This window comes from Gordonia liuliyuniae, assembly GCF_021739025.1.
GTDB lineage: Bacteria > Actinomycetota > Actinomycetes > Mycobacteriales > Mycobacteriaceae > Gordonia > Gordonia liuliyuniae.
Genome location: NZ_JAKKOT010000002.1, coordinates 135727 through 157719 on the forward strand (window position 1 = coordinate 135727; position 21993 = coordinate 157719).

The 21993-nt window shown below is 63.8% G+C and carries 12 protein-coding genes; 8 read left to right on the forward strand and 4 right to left on the reverse strand.

Annotated elements, in window-relative coordinates:
• The first annotated feature begins 1 nt into the window (after window position 1).
• The 4 genes from L5G28_RS01750 (at window position 2) to L5G28_RS01765 (ending at window position 5595) form a co-directional block, all read left to right on the forward strand.
• Window positions 2-787, forward strand: coding sequence for an enoyl-CoA hydratase (locus tag L5G28_RS01750; RefSeq protein ID WP_237000058.1), 786 nt, complete (start codon window positions 2-4; stop codon window positions 785-787).
• A gap of 50 nt (window positions 788-837) precedes the next feature.
• Complete coding sequence (locus tag L5G28_RS01755) at window positions 838-2373, forward strand: CoA-acylating methylmalonate-semialdehyde dehydrogenase (RefSeq protein WP_237000059.1); 1536 nt, start codon at window positions 838-840, stop codon at window positions 2371-2373.
• A 91-nt stretch (window positions 2374-2464) separates the two neighbouring features.
• Window positions 2465-3979 (forward strand): fatty acyl-CoA synthetase, encoded by a 1515-nt coding sequence (locus L5G28_RS01760; RefSeq protein ID WP_237000060.1) that lies wholly within the window; start codon window positions 2465-2467, stop codon window positions 3977-3979.
• A 167-nt stretch (window positions 3980-4146) separates the two neighbouring features.
• Window positions 4147-5595 carry a catalase gene (locus tag L5G28_RS01765; RefSeq protein ID WP_237000061.1) on the forward strand — a complete coding sequence of 483 codons (1449 nt, stop codon included), beginning with the start codon at window positions 4147-4149 and terminating at the stop codon, window positions 5593-5595.
• A gap of 151 nt (window positions 5596-5746) precedes the next feature.
• Here L5G28_RS01765 and L5G28_RS01770 read toward each other — a convergent pair whose 3' ends face one another.
• From L5G28_RS01770 to L5G28_RS01785, 4 genes are all read right to left on the reverse strand, one after another.
• A complete protein-coding gene (locus L5G28_RS01770; protein ID WP_237000062.1) occupies window positions 5747-7000 on the reverse strand; it encodes an ATP-binding protein in 1254 nt (417 codons plus the stop codon).
• Window positions 7001-7124: 124 nt separating this feature from the next.
• Window positions 7125-7370: a hypothetical protein gene (locus L5G28_RS01775; protein WP_236996454.1), complete on the reverse strand. Its 246-nt coding sequence runs from the start codon at window positions 7368-7370 to the stop codon at window positions 7125-7127.
• A gap of 29 nt (window positions 7371-7399) precedes the next feature.
• Window positions 7400-8659, reverse strand: a complete 1260-nt coding sequence (locus tag L5G28_RS01780; RefSeq protein ID WP_237000063.1) for an MFS transporter — start codon at window positions 8657-8659, stop codon at window positions 7400-7402.
• A complete protein-coding gene (locus L5G28_RS01785) occupies window positions 8656-9294 on the reverse strand; it encodes a GntR family transcriptional regulator (RefSeq protein WP_237000064.1) in 639 nt (212 codons plus the stop codon). Before L5G28_RS01785 ends, L5G28_RS01780 begins: the two co-directional genes overlap by 4 nt.
• 106 nt (window positions 9295-9400) lie before the next feature.
• On the opposite strand from L5G28_RS01785, the gene L5G28_RS01790 reads away from it, so the two are divergent.
• The 4 genes from L5G28_RS01790 to L5G28_RS01805 all read left to right on the forward strand — a co-directional run bounded on the left by L5G28_RS01790 (window position 9401) and on the right by L5G28_RS01805 (window position 21880).
• Window positions 9401-9793, forward strand: coding sequence for a YccF domain-containing protein (locus tag L5G28_RS01790; protein ID WP_236996451.1), 393 nt, complete (start codon window positions 9401-9403; stop codon window positions 9791-9793).
• A 167-nt stretch (window positions 9794-9960) separates the two neighbouring features.
• Window positions 9961-15108 carry a DEAD/DEAH box helicase family protein gene (locus tag L5G28_RS01795; RefSeq protein WP_237000065.1) on the forward strand — a complete coding sequence of 1716 codons (5148 nt, stop codon included), beginning with the start codon at window positions 9961-9963 and terminating at the stop codon, window positions 15106-15108.
• A 5-nt stretch (window positions 15109-15113) separates the two neighbouring features.
• Window positions 15114-17933 carry a DUF8741 domain-containing protein gene (locus L5G28_RS01800; RefSeq protein WP_237000066.1) on the forward strand — a complete coding sequence of 940 codons (2820 nt, stop codon included), beginning with the start codon at window positions 15114-15116 and terminating at the stop codon, window positions 17931-17933.
• The gene (locus tag L5G28_RS01805) at window positions 17930-21880 is read left to right on the forward strand and encodes an Eco57I restriction-modification methylase domain-containing protein (protein WP_237000067.1); all 3951 of its coding nucleotides are present in this window, start codon (window positions 17930-17932) and stop codon (window positions 21878-21880) included. The genes L5G28_RS01800 and L5G28_RS01805 overlap by 4 nt, the downstream gene beginning before the upstream one ends.
• The last annotated feature ends 113 nt before the right edge of the window (window positions 21881-21993 follow it).

The following is a 21993-nucleotide window of genomic DNA, read 5'->3' on the forward strand; positions in this document are numbered from 1 at the left end:
TATGGCCGACGCACTCGAGTACGAGACAATCCAGGTCCACACCGAGGGTCGGGTCGGCGTCATCACGCTCGACCGCCCGAAGGCATTGAACGCCCTCAACACGCAGTTGATGACCGAAGTCGTCGATGCCGCGACCGCTTTCGATACCGACCCGGCGGTGGGCGCCATCGTCATCACCGGTTCCGACCGCGCCTTCGCGGCGGGCGCCGACATCAAGGAGATGTCCGAGAAGTCGTTCAGCGATGTACAGTCCGAGCGATTCTTCGGCGACTGGGACCGGCTCGCCCGATTGAACACCCCGACGATCGCCGCGGTCAACGGCTTCGCGCTCGGCGGAGGCTGCGAACTGGCGATGCTGTGCGACCTCATCATCGCAGGTGACACCGCCAAGTTCGGTCAACCAGAGATCACCCTCGGTGTCATCCCGGGCATCGGCGGTTCGCAGCGCCTCACCCGCGCCGTCGGCAAGGCCAAGGCGATGGACCTCATCCTCACCGGCCGTCAGATGAAGGTCGACGAGGCCGAACGCCTCGGACTCGTCTCCCGCGTGGTGCCCGCCGAACAGACGTTGAGCACTGCCCTGGAGGTGGCCGCCGATATCGCCGACAAGTCATCGATCGCCGCTTCGCTCGCGAAGGAGGCCGTGAACCGCGCCTTCGAGTCCGGCCTCACCGAAGGCGTCCGCACCGAGCGTTCGTTGTTCTATTCGACGTTCGCCACCGACGACCAGACCGAGGGCATGGCCGCGTTCGTCGAGAAACGCAAGCCGACCTTCACTCACCGCTGACCGCCCCGCTGAATCGAGCGGAGTCGAGATCCACCCAAAGGAGCACCACCATGACCGACGTCATCCCCCACTACATCGCAGGCAAGCGCACCGTCAGCATCGGTGACGCCGCTGCGTCGGGCCGTACCGCGGACGTGCTGAACCCGAGCCTGGGCACGGTGCAGGCGCAGGTCGCACTCGCGTCGACCGACGAGGTGGCCGCCGCCGTCGCCATCGCCGCGGAAGCTCAGAAGGAGTGGGCGTCGTGGAACCCGCAGCGCCGCGCCCGCGTCCTGATGCGCTTCATCGCCCTGGTCAACGAGAACATGGACGAGCTGGCGACGGCGCTGTCGATGGAGCACGGCAAGACCTTCGAGGACGCGAAGGGCGATGTGCAGCGCGGTATCGAGGTCATCGAGTTCTCCACCGGTATTCCGCATCTGATCAAGGGCGACTACACCGAGGGCGCCGGGCCGGGCATCGACGTCTATTCCATGCGTCAACCGCTCGGCGTCGTCGCGGGCATCACCCCGTTCAACTTCCCGGCGATGATCCCGCTGTGGAAGGCCGGCCCGGCACTCGCGTGCGGTAACGCCTTCATCCTGAAGCCGTCCGAGCGCGACCCGTCCGTCACTCTGCGTCTGGCCGAACTGTTCTCCGAAGCCGGTCTGCCGGACGGCGTCTTCCAGGTTGTCAACGGCGACAAGGAGTCCGTCGACGCTCTGCTGACTCACCCGGACGTGAAGGCGCTCGGTTTCGTCGGCAGCAGCGACATCGCGCAGTACATCTACGAGACCGCCGCGGCCCACGGCAAGCGTTCGCAGTGTTTCGGCGGCGCGAAGAACCACATGATCATCCTCCCCGACGCAGACCTCGACCAGGCGGCCGATGCTCTGATCGGCGCGGGCTACGGTGCCGCGGGCGAACGCTGCATGGCGATCTCGGTTGCTGTCCCGGTCGGCGAGGAGACGGCGGAAGCGTTGCGCGCCAAGCTCGTCGACAAGGTGAAGGCGCTCCGCGTCGGCCACTCGCTCGACCCGAAGGCCGATTACGGTCCGCTCGTCACCGGTGCCGCGCGCGACAAGGTCATCGACTACATCGGACAGGGCGTCGCAGCGGGCGCTGAGCTCGTCGTCGACGGACGCGAACGCACCAGCGACGACGCGACCTTCGAGGGCGAGGACCTGACGAACGGCTACTTCGTCGGCCCGACCCTGTTCGATCACGTCACCAAGGACATGTCCATCTACACCGACGAGATCTTCGGACCGGTGCTGACGATCGTGCGCGCCAAGGACTACGAGGAGGCGCTCGCCCTGCCGACTGACCACGAGTACGGGAACGGCGTCTCGATCTTCACCCGGGACGGTGACGCCGCCCGCGACTTCACCTCACGCGTCGAGGTCGGCATGGTCGGCGTCAACGTGCCGATCCCGGTGCCGGTCGCCTACCACACGTTCGGCGGCTGGAAGCGGTCCGGATTCGGCGACCTGAACCAGCACGGACCGGCGTCGATCATGTTCTACACGAAGACCAAGACGGTCACCCAGCGGTGGCCGTCCGGCATCAAGGACGGCGCCGAGTTCTCGATCCCGACGATGGACTGACAGCCGCCGGTCTCACCTCGCCCCGTTCGCTCGACCAGCGAACGGGGCGAGGTGCTCCAATACCACCCGAACCGGAAGGCCGAACCGTACCGTGACAAACGTGGACGTCCGAGTGAACACCATCGATTCCCTGCTGCGCAGGTCTGCCTCGCGCACCCCCGACGCCGTCGCGCTCCGGTTCGCCGACCGCGACTGGACCTACCGAGCACTCGATGACGCGGTGACGCGGGCGGCCGGTCGGCTGCTCGCACTCGACGTGAAGGCCGGTTCGCGGATCGCCGCGTTCGGCGTGAATTCCGACGCCTACCTCATCGGTTTCCTCGGCGCCGTCCGCGCGGGCCTCGTGCACGTGCCGATCAACTTCGCGCTCAAGGCGGGCGAACTGCGTTATCTCCTCGAGGATTCGGGGGCGTCGGTAGTGCTCGTCGATCCGCTGTTGCGGACGACCCTCGACGAGGTCGTGGGCGATCTGCCGGTGATCGCCCTGCGCGACGCCGACGACAGTCTCCTCGCGACCGCATCGGACGGGCCCGTCCCAGAGGTGAACGTCGACGTGGCTCCGACCGATCTCGCCCAGTTGCTGTACACCTCGGGCACCACGTCCGCGCCGAAGGGCGCGATGATGACCCATCAGGCGCTCGTTCACGAGTACGTGTCGTCCCTGCTCGGCCTCGACTTCACGGCCGACGACGCACCGCTGATCGCGATGCCGCTGTACCACTCGGCAGGTATGCACGTGTTCGCTCTCCCGTACCTGTCGATCGGCGCGACGATCTCGCTGATCGAGAAGCCGGACGTCGGTGAGATTCTGCGCCTGGTGGAGGAGCTGCGGATCGGATCCCTCTTCCTCGCACCGACGGTGTGGGTGCCGCTCGCGAACAGCCCCGAGCTCGATTCGCGCGACCTGAGTTCGTTGACGAAGGCGCAGTACGGCGCATCGATCATGCCGGTGACCGTGCTCAACCGGCTGCGCGAACGGTACCCGGACATCGGTTTCTACAACTGTTTCGGACAGTCGGAGATCGGGCCGCTGGCCACCATTCTGCGGCCGGAGGAGCACGCCGACCGACCCGCGTCGTGCGGCCGTCCGGTGTTCTTCGTCGAGACCCGGATCGTCGACGGCGACGGAAACGATGTGCCGCTCGGCGAGCAGGGCGAGGTCTGCTATCGCTCGCCGCAGTTGTGCAGCGGCTACTGGAACAAGCCGGACGCCACCGAGGAGGCGTTCACCGACGGCTGGTTCCATTCCGGCGACCTCGTGACCAGCGATGATCGGGGCTATATCACCGTCGTCGACCGCATCAAGGATGTCATCAACACCGGTGGGGTCCTCGTCGCCTCCCGGGAGGTCGAGGACGCCGTCTACCTGCACCCGGCGGTGGCCGAGGTCGCGGTGATCGGCACACCGGACGAGAAGTGGATCGAAGCGGTGACCGCCGTGGTCGTGGTCAAAGACGGCCAGACGGCCACCGAGGACGAGTTGATCGCGTTCGTGAAGGAACGGATCGCGCCGTTCAAGGTGCCCAAGTCGGTGATGTTCGTCGACGAACTGCCGCGCAACCAGAGCGGCAAGCTGCTGAAGCGGGAGTTGCGGGCGAAGGCGTGACAGGCGCGGGTCGGGGTTCGACCGGCGAGTTCGGGAGCGTCCTCGACGGCGGATGCTTGCGCGAACGACGGGAAGTATTCGGCCCCAGCGGTTAACCTCGGTGGTGGGCCCGTGCCCCGGCCACGGGCCTTGTACAGCCCAACGCCTACCTCCCTAGGAGGACGAGCATGACCGAGGACAAGAATTTCACGACCACGGACTCCGGCGCTCCGGCAGGCAGCGACGAGCATTCACTCACTGCGGGCGCTGCTGGCCCCATCGTCCTGCACGACCACTACCTGATCGAGCAGATGGCGCAGTTCAACCGCGAACGCGTCGCCGAACGTCAGCCCCACGCCAAGGGCAGCGGAGCCTTCGGCACTTTCGAGACGACGAGCGACGTATCGGCGTACACGTGCGCATCGCTGTTCCAGCCGGGCGCGAAGACCGAGATGGTGGCGCGCTTCTCCACGGTCGCCGGCGAGCGAGGCAGCCCCGACACGTGGCGTGACCCCCGCGGGTTCGCGTTGAAGTTCTACACCGACGAAGGCGTGTACGACATGGTCGGCAACAACACGCCCGTCTTCTTCATCAAGGACCCGATGAAGTTCCAGCACTTCATCCGCTCGCAGAAACGGCGCGCAGACAACAACCTGCGCGACCACGACATGCAGTGGGACTTCTGGACCCTCTCCCCCGAATCGGCGCACCAGGTCACCTGGCTGATGGGCGACCGCGGCATCCCGCGAACGTGGCGACATATGAACGGCTACAGCTCGCACACCTACATGTGGGTCAACGCCGAAGGCGTCAAGCACTGGGTCAAGTACCACTTCATCACCGATCAGGGCGTCGAGTGTCTGACACAGGACGAGGCGGATCGGCTCGCAGGCGCCGACACCGACTACCACACCAGGGATCTTTTCGACTCGATCGCGAAGGGCGAGAACCCCAGCTGGACACTCAAAGTCCAGTTGATGCCGTTCGACGACGCGACGGCGTACCGGTTCAATCCATTCGATCTCACCAAGGTGTGGCCGCACTCGGATTACCCGCTCCACGAGGTCGGCAAGATGACGTTGCACACCAACCCGACCGACAACCACGCCCAGATCGAGCAGGCCGCGTTCGAGCCCAGCAACGTCGTTCCGGGAATCGGTTTCAGCCCGGACCGGATGCTGCTCGGCCGCGTGTTCGCGTATTCGGACGCCCACCGGGCTCGGCTCGGAGCCAATTACAAGCAGATCCCGGTCAACCGGCCGCACAACGAGGTCCGCAGCTACTCGAAGGACGGTGCGATGCGCATCGATCCGGTGAGCGATCCGGTGTACGCCCCGAACTCGAAGGGCGGCCCCGCGGCCACGTACTCCGGGCAGGCCGAGCCACAGTGGGCGGCCGACGGTGACATCGTCCGCAGCGCGTACGTCGATCACCCGGAAGACGACGACTGGGGGCAGCCCGGCACGCTCGTTCGCGACGTGCTCGACGACGCCGCACGGGATCGGTTGGCGGGCAACGTCGCCGGACATCTCCTCGACGGTGTCAGCGAGCCGGTGCTGACGCGGGCATTCGAGTACTGGCGGAATGTCGACGCTGACCTCGGAGCCGACATCGAACGAAGGGTGCGAGCCGGATAGTCCGCGCCAACGGCGCCGTCCAAGCTGTCGGCGGGATCCTCATCTCGGTGGGGGTCGCGCCGCGCTTGGCGGCTGCGGGTGCACTTGGGGGCGGGCTCATCACGATTATGGCGGCGGGCGAGAAGGAGCGGCTGGCGATACGGCTTGACCGCTAGGGGGTGAACTCCCAGAGGCTCGCGATCGGCAGTCCATAGAGTTTCGGGGAGTACCGGTAGCCGGTCTGCGCCGTTCCCAGCACGATTCCGGCGACGAATCTGTCACCCAACTCGTCCCGCAGCTTCTCGAGTCCGCGGAATTGCCGAGCGTTGTACGACGCCGCGGCCTTCACCTCGACACCGACGACGCTGCCGTCGTCGAACTCCAGGATGAGATCAACTTCTGTGCCGTCCCGATCACGGTAGTGGAACAGATCGAAACTCCGGTCCGACCACGTCCGTTGACGAAGCAGTTCAGTGGCTACGAACGATTCAAGGAACCCGCCGAACGCTTCGCCGTACTCGAGACGAGACAGCTGGTCGGCTGTTACCCTCGCCAGGCGCATCGCCATCGCCGAGTCGACGACGAAGGTCTTCGGCCGACCGACCTCCCGTTTCGCCAGATTCGGTGTCCACGGTGGGATACTCGCCGCAAACCCGACGTCGTGCAGAAGGTCGACGTACGACGTTACCGTCCGTGCCGGAATCGAGGTCTCGTCGGCGAGCTTCGCCTTGACTAGTTCTGCCGACGGTCGGCCGGCGAGCACACGGAGCATCGACATGACGCGATCCGGGTTGAGCAGCCTGTTGAGCTCACGCATATCTCGGCCGACGACGCCCTGCACATATCCGTCGATCCAGGGGCCGCGCATGCGCTGCGGCATAGTCCGCATCTCCGGATAGGCCCCTGTTCCGAGGCGACTCGCGTAGTCGTCGCGCCCCACCGACGTCGAGAAGTCTGATGCGAGGCACGCATGTCCGCGCACCGCGCGGGCGAAGTCGTCTGACCGGCCCGCCATCTCGCCTTGGCTGAGCCCGTAGAGGTTGAGTCGCACGGCACGGCCGGCCAGACTGTCCGCCAGGCCTTTCACCCGGAGCAGGCTGGACGAGCCGGTGAGGATGAACTTGCCCGGACGTCGGTCGTCGTCGATTGCAGCCTTGATCGCCAAGGTGAGTGATGGCATCCGCTGGATCTCATCGATCACCATCTGCCGGTTCCCCGCCTGCGCGAGGAATCCGGCCGGATCAGCTTCTGCCGCCGCCCGCACCTGTTCATAGTCGAGATTCATCGTGAGCGCGTCCGACTGTGCCACGCGCGCGGCCAACGTACTCTTTCCAACCTGCCGAGCGCCCTCGATCACGATGGCAGGAAAGTGTCGTAGGAAGTCGCCGACGATCGGTTCGACGTTCCTGTTCAGAAGGTCGGACATGAGGCCATACTACGCCCAGTCTGCCGATTCGCGGCATCGAGTCTGCCGATTCGCGAAGTCGAGTCTGCCGATTCGCGAAGTCGAGTCTGCCGATTCGCGGAAACGAGATCGCCGATTCGCGACGCTATTCTTCCCAGCGATCGCTGGTACTCGGGTAGCGGACGCGCAGATGACTGTAGAGGTAGGTGGCGACGATCAGCGTGCCCGCCGAGCCGACCGCCCACCACAGCCAACCGTTGAGCAGACCGTCGCGGACGGCGGCGACCAGCCAGACGAGCACGGTTCCGACGGTCGCGATCGTGGCGATCAACCGGATCGTCAACACGACGGTCGCGGCGATCGACCATGCTGCGCGGCGTGCCGTACTCATGTCCGCAACACTATTCGTGTCCTCGCGAATCAGCTATCTGTTAGGTGCCTCTGGGGCAGATGCTTCTCGGAGGCGTACCCGATGGCGCCGAGCGAGACGCCGAGCAGCACGGCCAACGCGATCAGCAGTTCGAGGGTCGTGAACGGCGGGGTCAGCGCGGCCAGGAGAGTCGGCATCGCGAAACCGACGTAGGCGACGGCGTAGAAGATGCCGGTCAGGCGGGCCAGTTCGGTCGGCGGTGCGATCCGCTGGACCTCCATCAGACCGGATGTGAGTCCGATTCCGAACCCGACGCCGAACACGATGCTGGCGACGACGCCGACCAGCAGGCTGTCGGTGGTGACGGCCGCGATCATCACCCCGATGCCGACCACGAGGATCGCCAGCGAGACGAGCAGTCCGCGTGCGCTCGACTCCGAGTCGATGCGTTTGGCGAGCGGCTGAACGGCGGCGCTGGTACCCAATGCGATGACGCTGAGCAGCGTCCCGTACGCGAGCCCCAACCCTCCGGCCGCGTCGGCCAGGAGCACCGGCTGGTAGCCATACGACAGACCGCACGCGATGAACAGCCATGGGCAGCAGATCATCACGACGCGCACGAAACGACGGTGGCGGGCCGACGCCACGAGGAATCCGCCTCGATCACGCACATCGTCGTCGAGCGCGGGCGCGGTCTCGACGGGTCGGCGGACCAGCCACAGGAACGGAACCGTGACAACAATGTGCAACAGGAACGGCAGCGAGTGCGTCCACGGCCCCCACTGAGCGATGCAGCCCGCGACGAGCGCGCCCAGTGCGGAACCGAGGGTGAACGCGAGCGACGCGCGGCGTGCGCCCGACGACGCGTCGGCGGCAGGATCGAACGGCCGACGCGACAGTTCTTTGAGCCACGTGGTGCCGACCGCTGTCGCCGTGCCGACTGCGACACCGGAGAACATGCGGCCCAGGAAGATCGTCCACAGCCCCAATCCCTCGCTCGCGAGGAGGACGCTGCCGATCAGGCCGGCGATGACGGCGACCAGCATCGGCGCTCGCCGTCCCACCCGGTCGGCGATGCTGCCCGACACGATGAGCGCGGGTACCAGCCCGACGACGTAGATGCCGAGGAACGCGGTGACCGTGGCGGCTGAGAAGTGGTCCTGCTCCCGGTACATGACGAGCAACGGGCTGAACTGGTTGCCCGACCACGCGCACACGAACAGCGCGCCGAACACGAGCATCCAATCGCGCGGGAACGCCCTCGCCACCGTGTCCGACACAGCACCGACCTGCGTCTCGGTGGTCGTCACAGCGCACCCTGGTACCGGTTGAAATGAGCCTGCAGCAGCGCCGAATAGCGGTCGGTGTCACCGTCACACAGACACGCCGCCAGCTCTTCGTGGTCGACGAGTGAGGACTGAAGGTTGGCCGGGTCTATCCGCAGCAGCAGATTCCGCAACCGTTGTTGGCGTGCACGCAGCTGCTCGTAGAAGTGCTCGGCGATCGGGTTGCCCGACGCGCGCACCACGAGAAGGTGGAACTCGTCGTCGACGTCGACGAACCCGTCGACGTCCTCGACCGCCACGAAGTCGCGCTGGCGCGCGAGGTTCTCGTCGATCTCGGCTCGCACCGCGTCGTCGGGCCCACCCTGGCCGAACAGCTGCGCGGCCGACGCCGCTTCGATCGCGTGTCGCATGGCGAGAACGTCCGCGGCCTCGGACGGTGTCACCGGTCGGACGACGGCTCCGCGCCTCGGCTGCAGATCAAGGAGTTGCTCGGCGGCAAGCCGGAGGAACGCCTCATGCACCGGCGTGCGGCTGAGTCCCAGGTCGGCGCTCACCGCGACTTCGCTGAGCAGCGATCCGCCGGGCAGAGCTCCGCTGATGATGCCGTTCTTCGTCGTCACATACGCACGTTCGGCCGCGACCTCGGTCTTCGATTCCACGGCACCGACGTTAGCTTGCATGCAAGCTTGCATGCAAGCTATGGCTTCGGGGTCTGCGACCCGTCTTTCGCCGCCCATACAGCCCGCGATGGTGGATGATTACCGTATGCGAACGCTGCTGAACGTGATCTGGCTCCTCCTCTGCGGACTATGGATGGCCATTGGCTACCTCGTCGCAGGCGTCATCTGCTGCATCCTGATCATCACCATCCCGTTCGGGATCGCGTCGTTCCGCATCGCCGCCTACGCACTGTGGCCGTTCGGGCGGACCACGGTCCCCAGACGTGATGCGGGCGCCGGATCACTCATCGGCAACATCATCTGGATCATCTTCGCCGGCCTCTGGCTCGCGATAGGACACATCACCACCGGCATCGCCATGTGCATCACGATCATCGGCATCCCGCTCGGCATCGCGAGCTTCAAGATGGTGCCGATCTCGCTGATGCCGCTCGGCGTCGACATCGTGCCCGTCGACGCCGTGCGGCAAGCGTACTGAGCGGCCGATGCTCGGCTCCCCTTTCGGCCGCGCCCATTGCGCTCATATTCGCCCGAACGATCGCCATCTGACCAATGCGGACACGGATTGTCGGTGACGACCGATAATGTCGACTAGACAAGCCTCAGAACGACTTTGGGATCTCACACTGCCCAATGAGAGGGAGCATGGACGTCTTCAGCGTTCACCAGCGCATGGTTGACGATTACACATCGTTCACCACATCATCTGTCGACGTTCGGGAAGCCCGACTCGCGCAACACGTCGACGAACTGATCGCGCGCGGTGACCAGACGCCCGAACCTTGGCTGTCGCTCAATCCGCTATTCGCGACTGGCGGCTCGATCACTGAGCTTGCGCGCGACGGCCTTCTCCATGAGGAGTGCGATCGAATCTTCCGCCCCAAGGCCGCGGTCGACGACCCCGGTGATCGCACGATCACACTTCACCAGCATCAACGTGAAGCCGTCGAGATCGCACAATCCGGCCAATCGTACGTCCTGACAACCGGCACGGGGTCGGGAAAGTCCCTCGCGTACATCATCCCGATCGTCGATCGGGTTCTGAGAATGAAACCCAAGCGCTCCGGCGTCAAAGCGATCATCGTGTACCCGATGAACGCCCTGGCGAACAGTCAACTGGGCGAGCTGGAGAAGTTCCTGGAATACGGGTACGGCAAAGGGTCCGAACCGGTGACGTTCGCTCGCTACACCGGCCAGGAGAACAACGCCGAGCGCGAAGAGATCTTGCGCAATCCTCCGGACATTCTGCTCACAAATTACGTCATGCTCGAACTGGTCCTCACGCGTCCCGAGGAGCGACGCCGCCTCGTCCAAGCAGCACAAGGGCTTGCGTTCCTCGTACTTGACGAGCTCCATACTTATCGGGGTCGCCAGGGCGCCGATGTCTCCATGCTCGTGCGCCGGGTCCGCGATGCGTGCCAGTCGCCCGATCTGCAGTGCATCGGCACATCAGCGACCATGGCGACTGGTGGAACGGTCGAGAACCAACGCGCCGTGGTCGCTGAAGTCGCCAGTCGGATCTTCGGCACCGAGGTGACCCCGGAGCGAGTGATCGGTGAGACGCTATCTCGGGCGACAAGCGGCGCGGAGACCGACTGCGCTGCGCTCACTGCCGAAGTCCGTGTAGGTGGAGCACACGGCGACTACACCCAACTCACGACCTCGCCGCTCGCTACCTGGATCGAGTCGGCCTTCGGCCTGGACACCGAAGAGACGACCGGTACGGTCGTCCGTCAACGTCCCGAGCAGGTCCGCGAAGCGTCGGCACGGCTGTCGGAGATGACCGGTTGCTCACCTGACGAGTGTGCCACCGCGATCCGCACGACGCTCCTCGCAGGTTCAGCGAGTAGACACCCTGCTACCGATCGGCCCCTCTTCGCATTCCGCCTTCACCAGTTTTTGGCCAAGGGCGACACCGTGTACGTCTCGATCGAACCCGAGGGTTCCAGACACGTCACCTCGACCTACCAGGTCGCGGTCCCGGGACATCCCGAGAAGGTGTTGCTGCCGCTCGCCTTCTGTCGCGAGTGCGGGCAGGAGTACCTGGTCGTCGCGCGCACCGACGACCAGGGCATCGTTCGATACGTCGCCCGGCGCGACCGCGACGCCAGCGGCGGGGACGACGCCAACGGATACCTGTACATCTCGACGGACCAGCCGTGGCCGGCCGATCCGCTCACCGACGGGCGTTTCCCGGACTCCTGGGTCGTAGACGGAAGCGTCGTCGAGCGGCTCCGCAGGCACCAGCCGCGCAATATTCGAATCGACACCGACGGCTCCGAGACTTCGGACGGACTGCACGCCACTTACGTTCCGTCCCCGTTCCGGTTCTGCCTCCGCTGCAAGGTGTCGTACGAGCAGGCCCGCGGCAGCGACTTCGCCAAACTCGCAACCCTCGACGCAGAAGGTCGTAGCTCGGCCGTCTCGGTGATCAGCTCGTCAATTGTGCGTTCACTGCGGCAGCTTCCACCCGCCGAACTCGCCATGGATGCGCGCAAGCTCCTGACCTTCGTCGACAACCGTCAAGATGCAAGCCTTCAGGCCGGACACTTCAACGACTTCGCCCAAGTCACCCAGCTTCGAGGCGCCCTTCATCGGGCATTAGAGACGGAGGACCTGCGGCACGACGACGTCGCCCAGAAGGTAGTCGCTGCGCTTGCACTGCCGTTCGAGGCCTACGCCTCGAATCCAGACGCCAAATACGGGATGCGCACCGCCGCACAGAGGGCCTTCGCAGCGTTCATCGAGTTCCGCCTGTACGCGGATCTCCAGCGAGGTTGGCGCGTCACCATGCCGAATCTCGAGCAGACCGGACTCCTCCGAATCGATTACGACTCACTGCCAGATATCTCTGCCGATTCCGACCTTTGGGCGTCGTCTCACATCGCCCTTCGGGACACCGCCCCAGGCGAACGGGAAGACCTGTGCCGCATCGTCCTCGATGAGTTCCGCCGCGATCTGGCCGTCGACGTCGAGTGCTTGTCGGAGGAAGGGTACGAACGCATTCGCCACCAGTCCGAGCAGCATCTGACTGGCCTGTGGTCTGTCTCGCGCCGAGACGCCCCGCCGATACCTGCGACAGTATCGACTCGGCCCGGGTCGCCAGGACGACCTCGTGCCGAGGCTCGAATGACCGGGCGCTCGGCGCTGGGACGCTACATCAAAGACCGCACCAGCCTCCGCAACAGCAATGGACAGCCTCTAGACACCGGGGACGCACAGCAGATCATCGAGAACACTCTCCGAGTTCTCGAACGAGTCGGCCTCCTGACCACAGTGGATCTTCCCAAGGACCCCGGACCCAACTACCGGTTGAAAGCTTCCGCCGTGGTCTGGCGTCTCGGTAACGCGAAGACTGGAGCACCGGATCCGCTCCGACGCACGGCGAGCGCTGATCAGGGACTCCGTATCAATCCGTTCTTCCGCGACCTCTACCGTGAAACCGCGCGGTCGTTGTCCGGTCAGTTCGCGCGCGAACACACCGCCCAGGTCCCCAGTGACATCCGACGAGAACGCGAGGAAGACTTTCGGGAAGGAATCCTCCCGCTTCTGTTCTGTTCGCCCACCATGGAACTCGGAGTCGACATCGCGAGCTTGAACGCAGTGGGGCTACGCAATGTCCCGCCGACTCCCGCGAACTACGCTCAGCGTTCGGGTCGTGCTGGCCGGTCAGGCCAGCCAGCTCTGGTCGTCACCTATTGCGCGACCGGCAACGCACACGATCAGTACTATTTCCGGCGTTCACGCGACATGGTCGCCGGATCCGTCGCCGCGCCTCGCCTCGATTTGACGAACGAATCCCTTCTCGCATCACACTTACGAGCGCTGTGGTTGTCAGAGACGGGTGCCGCCCTCCGGTCGCGGCTCCCCCAGCTACTCGACTCTGAAGCAGACGGTATGCCGTTGATCGGCGAACTCGTGCAACAGATCTCAGATCCAGACGCGATCTCCCGGGCAATCGCCCGCGCCGAGGGGATCATCATGCCCCTCCGCTCCGAGTTGGAGAAGACCGCGTGGTGGAACGACGAATGGGCAGCGTCGATCATCCGCTCCGCTCCGAGTGACTTCGATTCGGCATGCAACCGATGGCGCGAACTGTACCGAGCGGCAAGCGCCGACCAAAAGGAACAGAACCGAATTGTGCTCGACGCATCGGCGACGCCGGGCGCCCGTCGTGCCGCCGATTCACGTCGCCGTGAAGCCGAGAACCAATTGCGTCTGCTGCGCAATGAGGACTCAGATCGAGGACACTCGGACTTTTACAGCTACCGCTACTTCGCCTCCGAGGGATTCCTGCCCGGATACAGCTTCCCACGCCTGCCTCTGGCCGCCTACATCCCCGGCGTACGCGGATCGTCCGCAGATAATGGCGACTACCTGCAACGACCCCGCTTTCTCGCCATCTCAGAATTCGGACCAGGTGCTCTGATCTACCACGAGGGTGCCCGCTACGAAGTACGCCGAATCCAAGTTCCGATGGCCTCAGGCGGAGTCGGTACCGTCGATTTGGAGGACGCGCGGCGCTGTACGGAATGCGGGTACCACCATGTTAGGCAGGCCGGCCTTGATGTCTGCGAGAACTGCGGCGCGACACTCGCAGATCCGCGGCACAACCTGATGCGCATGCAGACCGTGTTCACTCGTAGGCGCGAGCGCATCTCGTCGGACGAGGAAGAGCGCCGCCGCGCTGGATTCGAGCTCGAGACGTCGTACCGGTTCAGTCAGCACGGCCCCAGGTCGGGCAGGATCGATGCCAATGTCGCCTGCGGCGATCGCCCCGTTGCCGACATGACCTACGGCGATACTGCCGTCGTCCGGGTGACCAACCTCGGTCGTCGCCGACGAAAGAACCCCAACGATCTCGGCTACTGGCTAGACACGGTTAAGGGCAACTGGCTCAGCGAGAAAGCTGCGACGGACACCACCCCGGACGAGGGCGGTCTCGGTGATGCGGCCGACGTCAAGACGAAGCAGAAGGTGATCCCGTACGTCGAGGACACCCGGAACATCTCGGTTGTGCGGCTCCACGAGAGCGTCGACGAGGTCGTCTCGACGACCTTGCGATACGCGCTGGAGCGCGGGATCGAAGCAGAGTTCCAGCTCGAGGACTCCGAACTGTCGAGCGAAGCGCTCCCCGACAGCTTCGAGCGCGCGCGGATGTTGTTCACCGAATCCGCCGAGGGCGGTGCGGGCGTCCTGCGACGGCTACATGGTGAGCCTGACGCTCTCGCCCGCGTGGCGCGCCGTGCGCTCGAGATCGCCCACTTCGCACCCGACGGTACTGACACGGCCGGGAGTAACGCCGGACCCGACGAAGACCATTGCGCGAAGGCTTGTTACGACTGCCTGCTCGCTTACGGAAACCAGTCCGATCACCAGCGCATCGACCGGCATGCGGTCAAGGGGTTGCTCCTCGACCTGGCGAGCGCGCGCACTGACCCGGTGGCCGACAGTTCGGATTCAGCCGGTGACGTCGACGAGTTGCGCGCGCAGTGCCGAACGGACCTCGAGCGGTCTCTCATCGATCTGATGGCGCTGCACTCGTTCACGCTGCCGACTGGAATCCACCTGTCGATCGGAACAGTATCCGCAGACTTCGTCTTCCGCGGTGACTCCGGTACCACCGCGGTGTTTCTCGACGCGACGGATCAACCGCCAGGCCCGGGCCGCGACGAAGACTCCGAAGACGAGTTGATGAATCGCGGATGGATGACACTCCGCATCCGCGGAGACGATGACTGGCTCGCAGTGCTGCGGGCGAACCCCTACGTGTTCGGCACGGGAAAGAAGTAGACGGAATGGGTTTCGCCCCAGGCAACTTGGTGACCGCACGCGGACGCGAATGGGTGGTGCTGCCCGACAGCACTGACGATTTCCTCGTTCTACGCCCTCTCGGCGGACTCGATGATGACATCGCAGGCGTCCTCGTCAGCGAAGGTGTGGAGCCGGCCACCTTCCCACCGCCACAGGCCGAGGATCTCGGTGACCACTACAGCGCACGAATGCTTACCGACGCGCTCCGAATCGGGTTCCGATCGACCGCCGGCCCATTCCGGTGTTTGGCGTCGATCTCCGTACAACCCCGTGCATACCAGCTCGTTCCACTGATGATGGCGCTCCGCCAAGACGTCGTGCGTCTCCTGATCGCCGATGACGTCGGTATCGGGAAGACCATCGAAGCCGGCCTCGTCGCCGCGGAACTCCTCGCTGTCGGGGAGGCTCGCGGCCTCGCGGTGTTGTGCAGTCCGGCGCTCGCTGAACAGTGGCAGACCGAGCTTCACGACAAGTTCGGTATGGAGGCAGAACTGGTTCTTCCCTCCACCGTAAGACGGTTGGAGCGCGGGTTAGTCGGCACCGAGTCGATCTTCGACCGCTACCCGATCACGGTCGTATCCACGGACTTCATCAAGAACTCGCGTCGGCGGCACGAGTTCCTCCGGACCTGTCCGGACTTGGTGATCGTGGACGAGGTCCACACCTGCGTAGCCGCAGCGGGGCAAGCAGGTTCAGGTCGGACTCAGAGATACGAACTGATCCACGAGTTGTCTTCGGATCCGTCACGGCACATGGTCCTGGCCAGCGCCACGCCCCACTCCGGCAAAGAGGAGGCGTTCCGGAACCTATTAGGTCTCCTCGATCCCGCGTTGGAGACCGTGAACTTAGAGACGGTCAAGGGCCGCGAGCTTCTCGCGAAACACTTCGTGCAACGGCGCCGCGGCGATATCCGGCGCTACCTCGACGAGGACACTCCGTTCCCTACAGACCGTCTGACCAGAGAAGCGCCGTACAACCTCTCGCCGGAATACCACGCACTGTTCACCAAAGTGCTCGACTACGCGCGTGAAACTGTACTCACTGCGGAGGGCAACCTGGCCAAACGCGTGAACTGGTGGTCGGCCCTCGCGTTGCTGCGCGCGCTGGCCTCGTCGCCGCGCGCGGCTGCCCAGACCCTGCGCACTCGGGCAGCATCCGTAGCAGCCATCTCACCGGCTGAAGCTGATGCGATCGGTCGGTCCGTAGTTCTGGACCAGGCCGACGACGAGTCGATCGAAGCGGCAGACGCCACTCCCGGCGCGGACATCGGCGATACGGCTACCGATGCGACCGCCCGGCGGTTGCGCGGGTTCCTCGCCGACGCCCGCGAACTCGAGGGCAAGGCCGACAAGAAGATCGCCGCCCTCGTGAAGGAGGTCAAAGCACTCCTAGCCGAAGGCTGCGACCCGATCGTCTTCTGTCGGTTCATCGACACGGCCGACTACGTCGCCGAACAGCTGGGTAAGGCACTCGGCAAAGGCGCCACCGTCCGATCTGTGACCGGCGCGTTGCCGCCGACCGAGCGCGTCGCGCGCATTGAGGAGTTGACGGCTGTCGAAGGCCGTCATGTGCTGGTCGCGACGGACTGTCTGTCCGAAGGCGTGAACCTCCAGGAGAGCTTCCAGGCGGTGGTCCATTACGACCTGGCGTGGAACCCCACCCGCCATGAACAGCGCGAAGGCCGTGTGGACCGTTTCGGTCAGCGTGCCGATCAAGTCCGCGCTGTGACCCTCTACGGCCGAGACAACCAGATCGACGGCATCGTCCTCGAAGTGCTACTTCGCAAGCATGAGGCGATCCGGAAGGCGACCGGCGTATCGGTTCCTGTACCGGACAACAATTCCGCGGTGGTGGAGGCACTGATGGAAGGGCTGCTCCTACGTGGAGGCGACGCGGAGCAGTTGACCTTGGATCTAGGTGTGCGGGAAAAGCAAGAGAACTTGTATCGCGAGTGGGAATCGACCGCAGACCGCGAGCGTCTCGCGCAGACCAAGTACGCGCAGCACGCGATCAAACCTGAGGAAGTGTCCGAGGAGGTAGCTGCGGCCCGCGCGGCGCTGGGCACAGCCGAACAGGTGCGCGACTGCGTCGACCACACGCTGCGAGCTCTGGGTTCGACGATCACACCGACCGCCAGAGGCTTCACCGCCTCACTCTTCCCACTTCCCCTCGAACTCATGGACGCACTCCCCATCGGCCGCCGTGATCCGCTGTTGTTCGCCGACGACCTGCCCGTCGGGCGCGGAGAATCCGTCTTGAATCGCACCGATGCGGCCGTCGAGTCGATCGCGTCATACGTGCTCGAATCCGCATTAGACGCGGAGATCGATCCGTCGAGGCGGCCTGCGCGGCGGTGCGCAGTGATCCGGACCGGCGCAGTGTCTACGAGGACGACGCTGTTGGTTGTGCGTTACCGTTTCCATCTGCAATTGCCGTCACGTAGCGGTGAACGCGAGTTGATCGCCGAGGACGTCGCGACGATCGCGTTCGAGGGTGCTCCCGCACACGCGGTGTGGCTGGACGATGAGCGTGCAGCCGATCTTTTGTCAGCCACACCGAGTGGGAATATTCCGGCGCTGCAGGCGACGAGATTCATCGGTCGTGCGCTTGACGGCGTCGATGCCCTCCGCCCGTATTTGAACGAGCGCGGAGTCGCTATGGCCCACGATCTCCTCGCCTCGCACCGTCGGGTGCGCCAGGCGTCCTCCGAGATCGTCCGCGGTCTGAAAGTCACCCCGGAAGAGGCCGCCGACATCCTCGGAGTGTTCGTTTTCGTCCCGGCAGTCGAGGAAGGTGCCCTGTGAGCACACGTCAGATAGCAGGCGAATCGTATGTCGGAGTCCGGATCCAGGGCGGGCTACTGCCTGCCGACCTTCCCTCGCAACTAGCCGCAGGGCACGACCCCCTTGGCAAGGCTCTTGAGCCACGGGACTATCACCTCGCCGCCGGTGAGACAGTTCGTGATGCCGCCAACCGGGCCTGGGCCTACCTTTGCGGCGTGTGGACCGGATACCGCGACGCGCTCTCCCAGTTGCCTGAGGGCGCTCCGACAACCGGCCTCACGCGTGAACGCTTCCTCTTGATACTTCTCAAACAGCTCGATTTCGGCCAGGTCCCGGCGAGCGGTAAGGGCGGCATCGCAGTCGACGGCCGCAACTTTCCCGTCTCCCACGAGTGGGGATCCACTCCGATTCATCTTCTGGGGTGGGGGACGGCCTTGGACACGCGGAGCAAGGGTGTCGCAGGCGCGGCAGGTTCGGCACCCCAGTCGATGGTGCAGGAGCTTCTGAATCACAGCGACGACCATTTGTGGGCGATCCTTTCGAACGGCCAGGTGCTTCGCCTGCTGCGCGACTCGACTTCATTGGTCGGTTCGGCCTACGTCGAGTTCGATCTGGAAGCGATCTTCGACGGCGAACTGTTCTCCGATTTCCTACTGCTGTACACGCTGTGCCACGTCTCCCGTTTTGAAGTGCGCGACGACTCCGGGCCGGCGTCGTGCCCACTGGAGCAGTGGCGGACCGAGGCTGTCGAGTCAGGATCACGCGCGCTGAACCAACTGCGCGACGGCGTCGTCGAAGCGCTGCAGACCTTGGGGATCGGCTTCTTGACTCACCCTCAGAATGCGACGCTCCGTGAGGACCTCGCGTCCGAGCGCTTGTCGGTGAACGACGTCAACCATGCACTTCTGCGGGTGGTATACCGGCTGCTTTTCACCTTCGTCGCAGAAGACCGCCAAGCGCTCCTCGATCCGAACGCGAGCGTTGAGGTGCGGCAACGCTACCTCAGCTACTTCTCCACTGCTCGGCTTCGAGCGACCGCTCGTCGTCGACGCGGCGGCCGCTACGGCGACCGCTGGGAGGCGTTGACGCTGGTGTGGCGCGGTCTCGGCAGCGAAGAGGGACTTCCCGAGCTCGGACTACCCGGTATTGGCGGGCTGTTCGACAACGGCGAACTCGACTTCCTCACCGAGCACGCGCTGTCGAACGACGCGCTGCTCAGCGCAGTCAAGTCGCTGTCATTGGTCCGCGAATCGAAGTCGAGCGTGTTGCGGGTGGTCGACTACCGGAATCTCGGCGCCGAAGAGCTGGGCAGTATCTACGAAGCGCTGCTCGAGTTCGTGCCGCAGTGGGATCCGGCGAAGAAGGAGTACTCACTCAACATCGAGTCGGGTAACCAACGTAAAGACACCGGCTCGTACTACACGCCGAGTTCACTGGTCGAGTCGCTCCTCGACACCGCGCTGGAGCCGGTGCTCGACGACGCGTTCAAGTCCGCCGATACTACCGACGGCCAGATCCAAGCATTGCTGTCGGTGACGGTGTGCGACCCGGCGTGTGGCAGTGGACATTTCCTGGTCGGTGCCGCACGACGGATCGCGAAACGTGTTGCCGCAGCGCGGACTGGCGATCCCGAGCCGGCTCCCGCTCAGGTGCGCGCGGCGATGAGGGAGGTCGTCGCCAAGTGCATCTACGGTGTGGATGTCAACCCGCTCGCTGCGGAGCTCGCGAAAGTGTCGCTCTGGATGGAAGCACTTGAGCCCGGCAAACCGCTCACGTATCTGGATGCGCAGATCAAGGTGGGCAACACGCTGGTCGGCGCGACACCCAAGCTGCTGGCGGACGGGCTACCCGACGCCGCATTCAAGCCCATTGAGGGCGACGTGAAGCAGATCGCTACCGCGACGACACGCGCGAACAAGGCCGAGCGCTCGAACCAGGCCAGCATCTACAATCTCGGCGACTCGATCGCCGCGAACACCGGATTGGCGAAGCGGATCGAAGGCGTCATCGGACGGCAGCCCCTCTCACTGGCCGATGTGCATGCCCAGAGCCAACGCCTGCGTGCGTTCACCGACTCGCAGGAGTATCTGGACGCGCGTCTGATCGCTGATGCATGGTGTGCGGCGTTCGTATGGCCGTTGCAGCCGGATGCACCGACGCCGATCACGCAGGCGACTATCGCTGCGATGCAGGCGGGTGTGGGTGGTTTGACACCGGATCAGACTACGGAAGTGTCGCGCCTGGCTGCGGAGTACGGGTTCTTCCACTGGCATCTCGAGTTCCCGCATCTGTTCCCCACCATCGCCAGTGAGGGCGACATATCCAATAATGCCACTGGTTGGGACGGAGGGTTCTCTGCAGTTCTGGGAAATCCGCCGTGGGAGCGGGTCAAACTTCAAAAGCAGGAGTTCTTCGCCGCGCGAGATCCCGAAGTAGCGGCGGCACCAAACGCCTCCGCCCGCAAGCGTTTGATCACGCAGCTTCCCGAAAGTAACAATGCGCTCTATAACGAATTCCTCGCCGAGAAACGAAGAGCGGAGGGAATGTCTCATATTCTTCGAAACTCGGGCCGATACCCCTTGACTGGTCGCGGAGATATCAACACGTACGCAGTATTCGCTGAGGCCAGCCGAAACTTAATGGCAAGCAAAGGCCGATTAGGAGAGATCCTACCGACCAACATTGCAACTGACGCTACGACTCAGTACTTCTTCAAAGATCTGGTCACCCACGGTGCAATCTCGAGTCTTTACGACTTCGAGAATAGCAACCTACTATTCGTCTCTGTCCACAGTAGTACCAAGTTCTGCTTGCTAAGCCTGGTCGGCCGCGATGCTCATGAAGCACGCACTGACTTCGCCTTCTTCGCTCATGACCCGCTTGACCTACAACGCCCTAACACCAGGTTTACCTTGTCTCCCGACGAAATCGCCCTCCTAAATCCGAACACCGGCACATGTCCGGTATTCCGATCCCGCCGCGATGCAGAGATAACACTCAGCATCTATAAGACTGCACCAGTCCTCATCAACGCGAGCGACCCGGTTAACGGAAACCCGTGGGGGGTCAAATTCATGCGCATGTTCGACATGTCGAACGATTCTCACCTGTTTCGTACACGAGAATACCTCGAAGCCGACGGATGGACGGAGAACGAGAAGAAGTTCAAAAGAGACGGCACTGACGTGGTTATGCTTCCACTTTACCAAGGAATGATGGCTTCCTTCTATAACCACCGGGCAGCAGACGTAAAACGCAGCGCAACGGCAACCAAGAGGCAGAACCAACCCTCTTACATAACCAGTGAAGAACTCAAGAATCCTCGACGGTACGCAGAACCAGCGTACTGGGTCTCGAGCGAACATCTACCGGCGAATCTTCCGCCGTGGCTACTTGGATTCTCGAACGTTTCGAGCCCAACCAACGAGCGCACAATGGTCGCTTATCCTTTACCGAAGACCGCAGTTGGGCACAGCGTTCCACTTATATTCTCAAACCACCAGGCTTCACTTCTCGGATTAATGTGTACTTACGTATTTGACTACGTTCTTCGACAGAAACTGGGTGGAATTAATCTGACGTACAACTACCTCCAGCAACTCCCCATGGCCACGGTGGAACAGATCGAGATGAAGACACCTTGGGACCCCTCGGTTCGACTCAATTCGTGGATATCATCACGAGTGTTTAGACTCTCCTACACCGCGTATGATATGCATGGGATTGCAGATGATCTGAGCCCCGGATCAGAACCTCACCTTTGGGATGATACTCAGAGAGAGCAGATTCGAGCCGAACTCGACGCAGCGGCATTCCATATTTTCAAAGTCTCCCGCAATGACGCCTCGTACATATTAGACACGTTTACCAAAGTAGCGTCGGAGGACATTCAGTTATATGGGGAGTATCGAACAAAGAGAATGATTCTCGAGAGATATGATCTATACGGCACAGCCGCGAAAAGCTAACACGACACCGGGAGCACCGACCTATGAGCCAGCATCTTGACGTGGACCGGCTATCGGGGACCTGCCTCCGTGGTCTGCGTTCACCGGCATCGCCGTCTTCGATTCGGCCCGGC

What these genes read in the sequence shown, in the direction of transcription:
- L5G28_RS01750 (WP_237000058.1), top strand. Translation starts at nt 2, where the DNA reads ATGGCCGACGCACTCGAGTACGAGACAATCCAGGTCCACACCGAGGGT.
- L5G28_RS01755 (WP_237000059.1), top strand. Translation starts at nt 838, where the DNA reads ATGACCGACGTCATCCCCCACTACATCGCAGGCAAGCGCACCGTCAGC.
- L5G28_RS01765 (WP_237000061.1), top strand. Translation starts at nt 4,147, where the DNA reads ATGACCGAGGACAAGAATTTCACGACCACGGACTCCGGCGCTCCGGCA.
- L5G28_RS01770 (WP_237000062.1), bottom strand. Translation starts at nt 7,000, where the DNA reads ATGTCCGACCTTCTGAACAGGAACGTCGAACCGATCGTCGGCGACTTC.
- L5G28_RS01775 (WP_236996454.1), bottom strand. Translation starts at nt 7,370, where the DNA reads ATGAGTACGGCACGCCGCGCAGCATGGTCGATCGCCGCGACCGTCGTG.
- L5G28_RS01790 (WP_236996451.1), top strand. Translation starts at nt 9,401, where the DNA reads ATGCGAACGCTGCTGAACGTGATCTGGCTCCTCCTCTGCGGACTATGG.
- L5G28_RS01795 (WP_237000065.1), top strand. Translation starts at nt 9,961, where the DNA reads ATGGACGTCTTCAGCGTTCACCAGCGCATGGTTGACGATTACACATCG.
- L5G28_RS01800 (WP_237000066.1), top strand. Translation starts at nt 15,114, where the DNA reads ATGGGTTTCGCCCCAGGCAACTTGGTGACCGCACGCGGACGCGAATGG.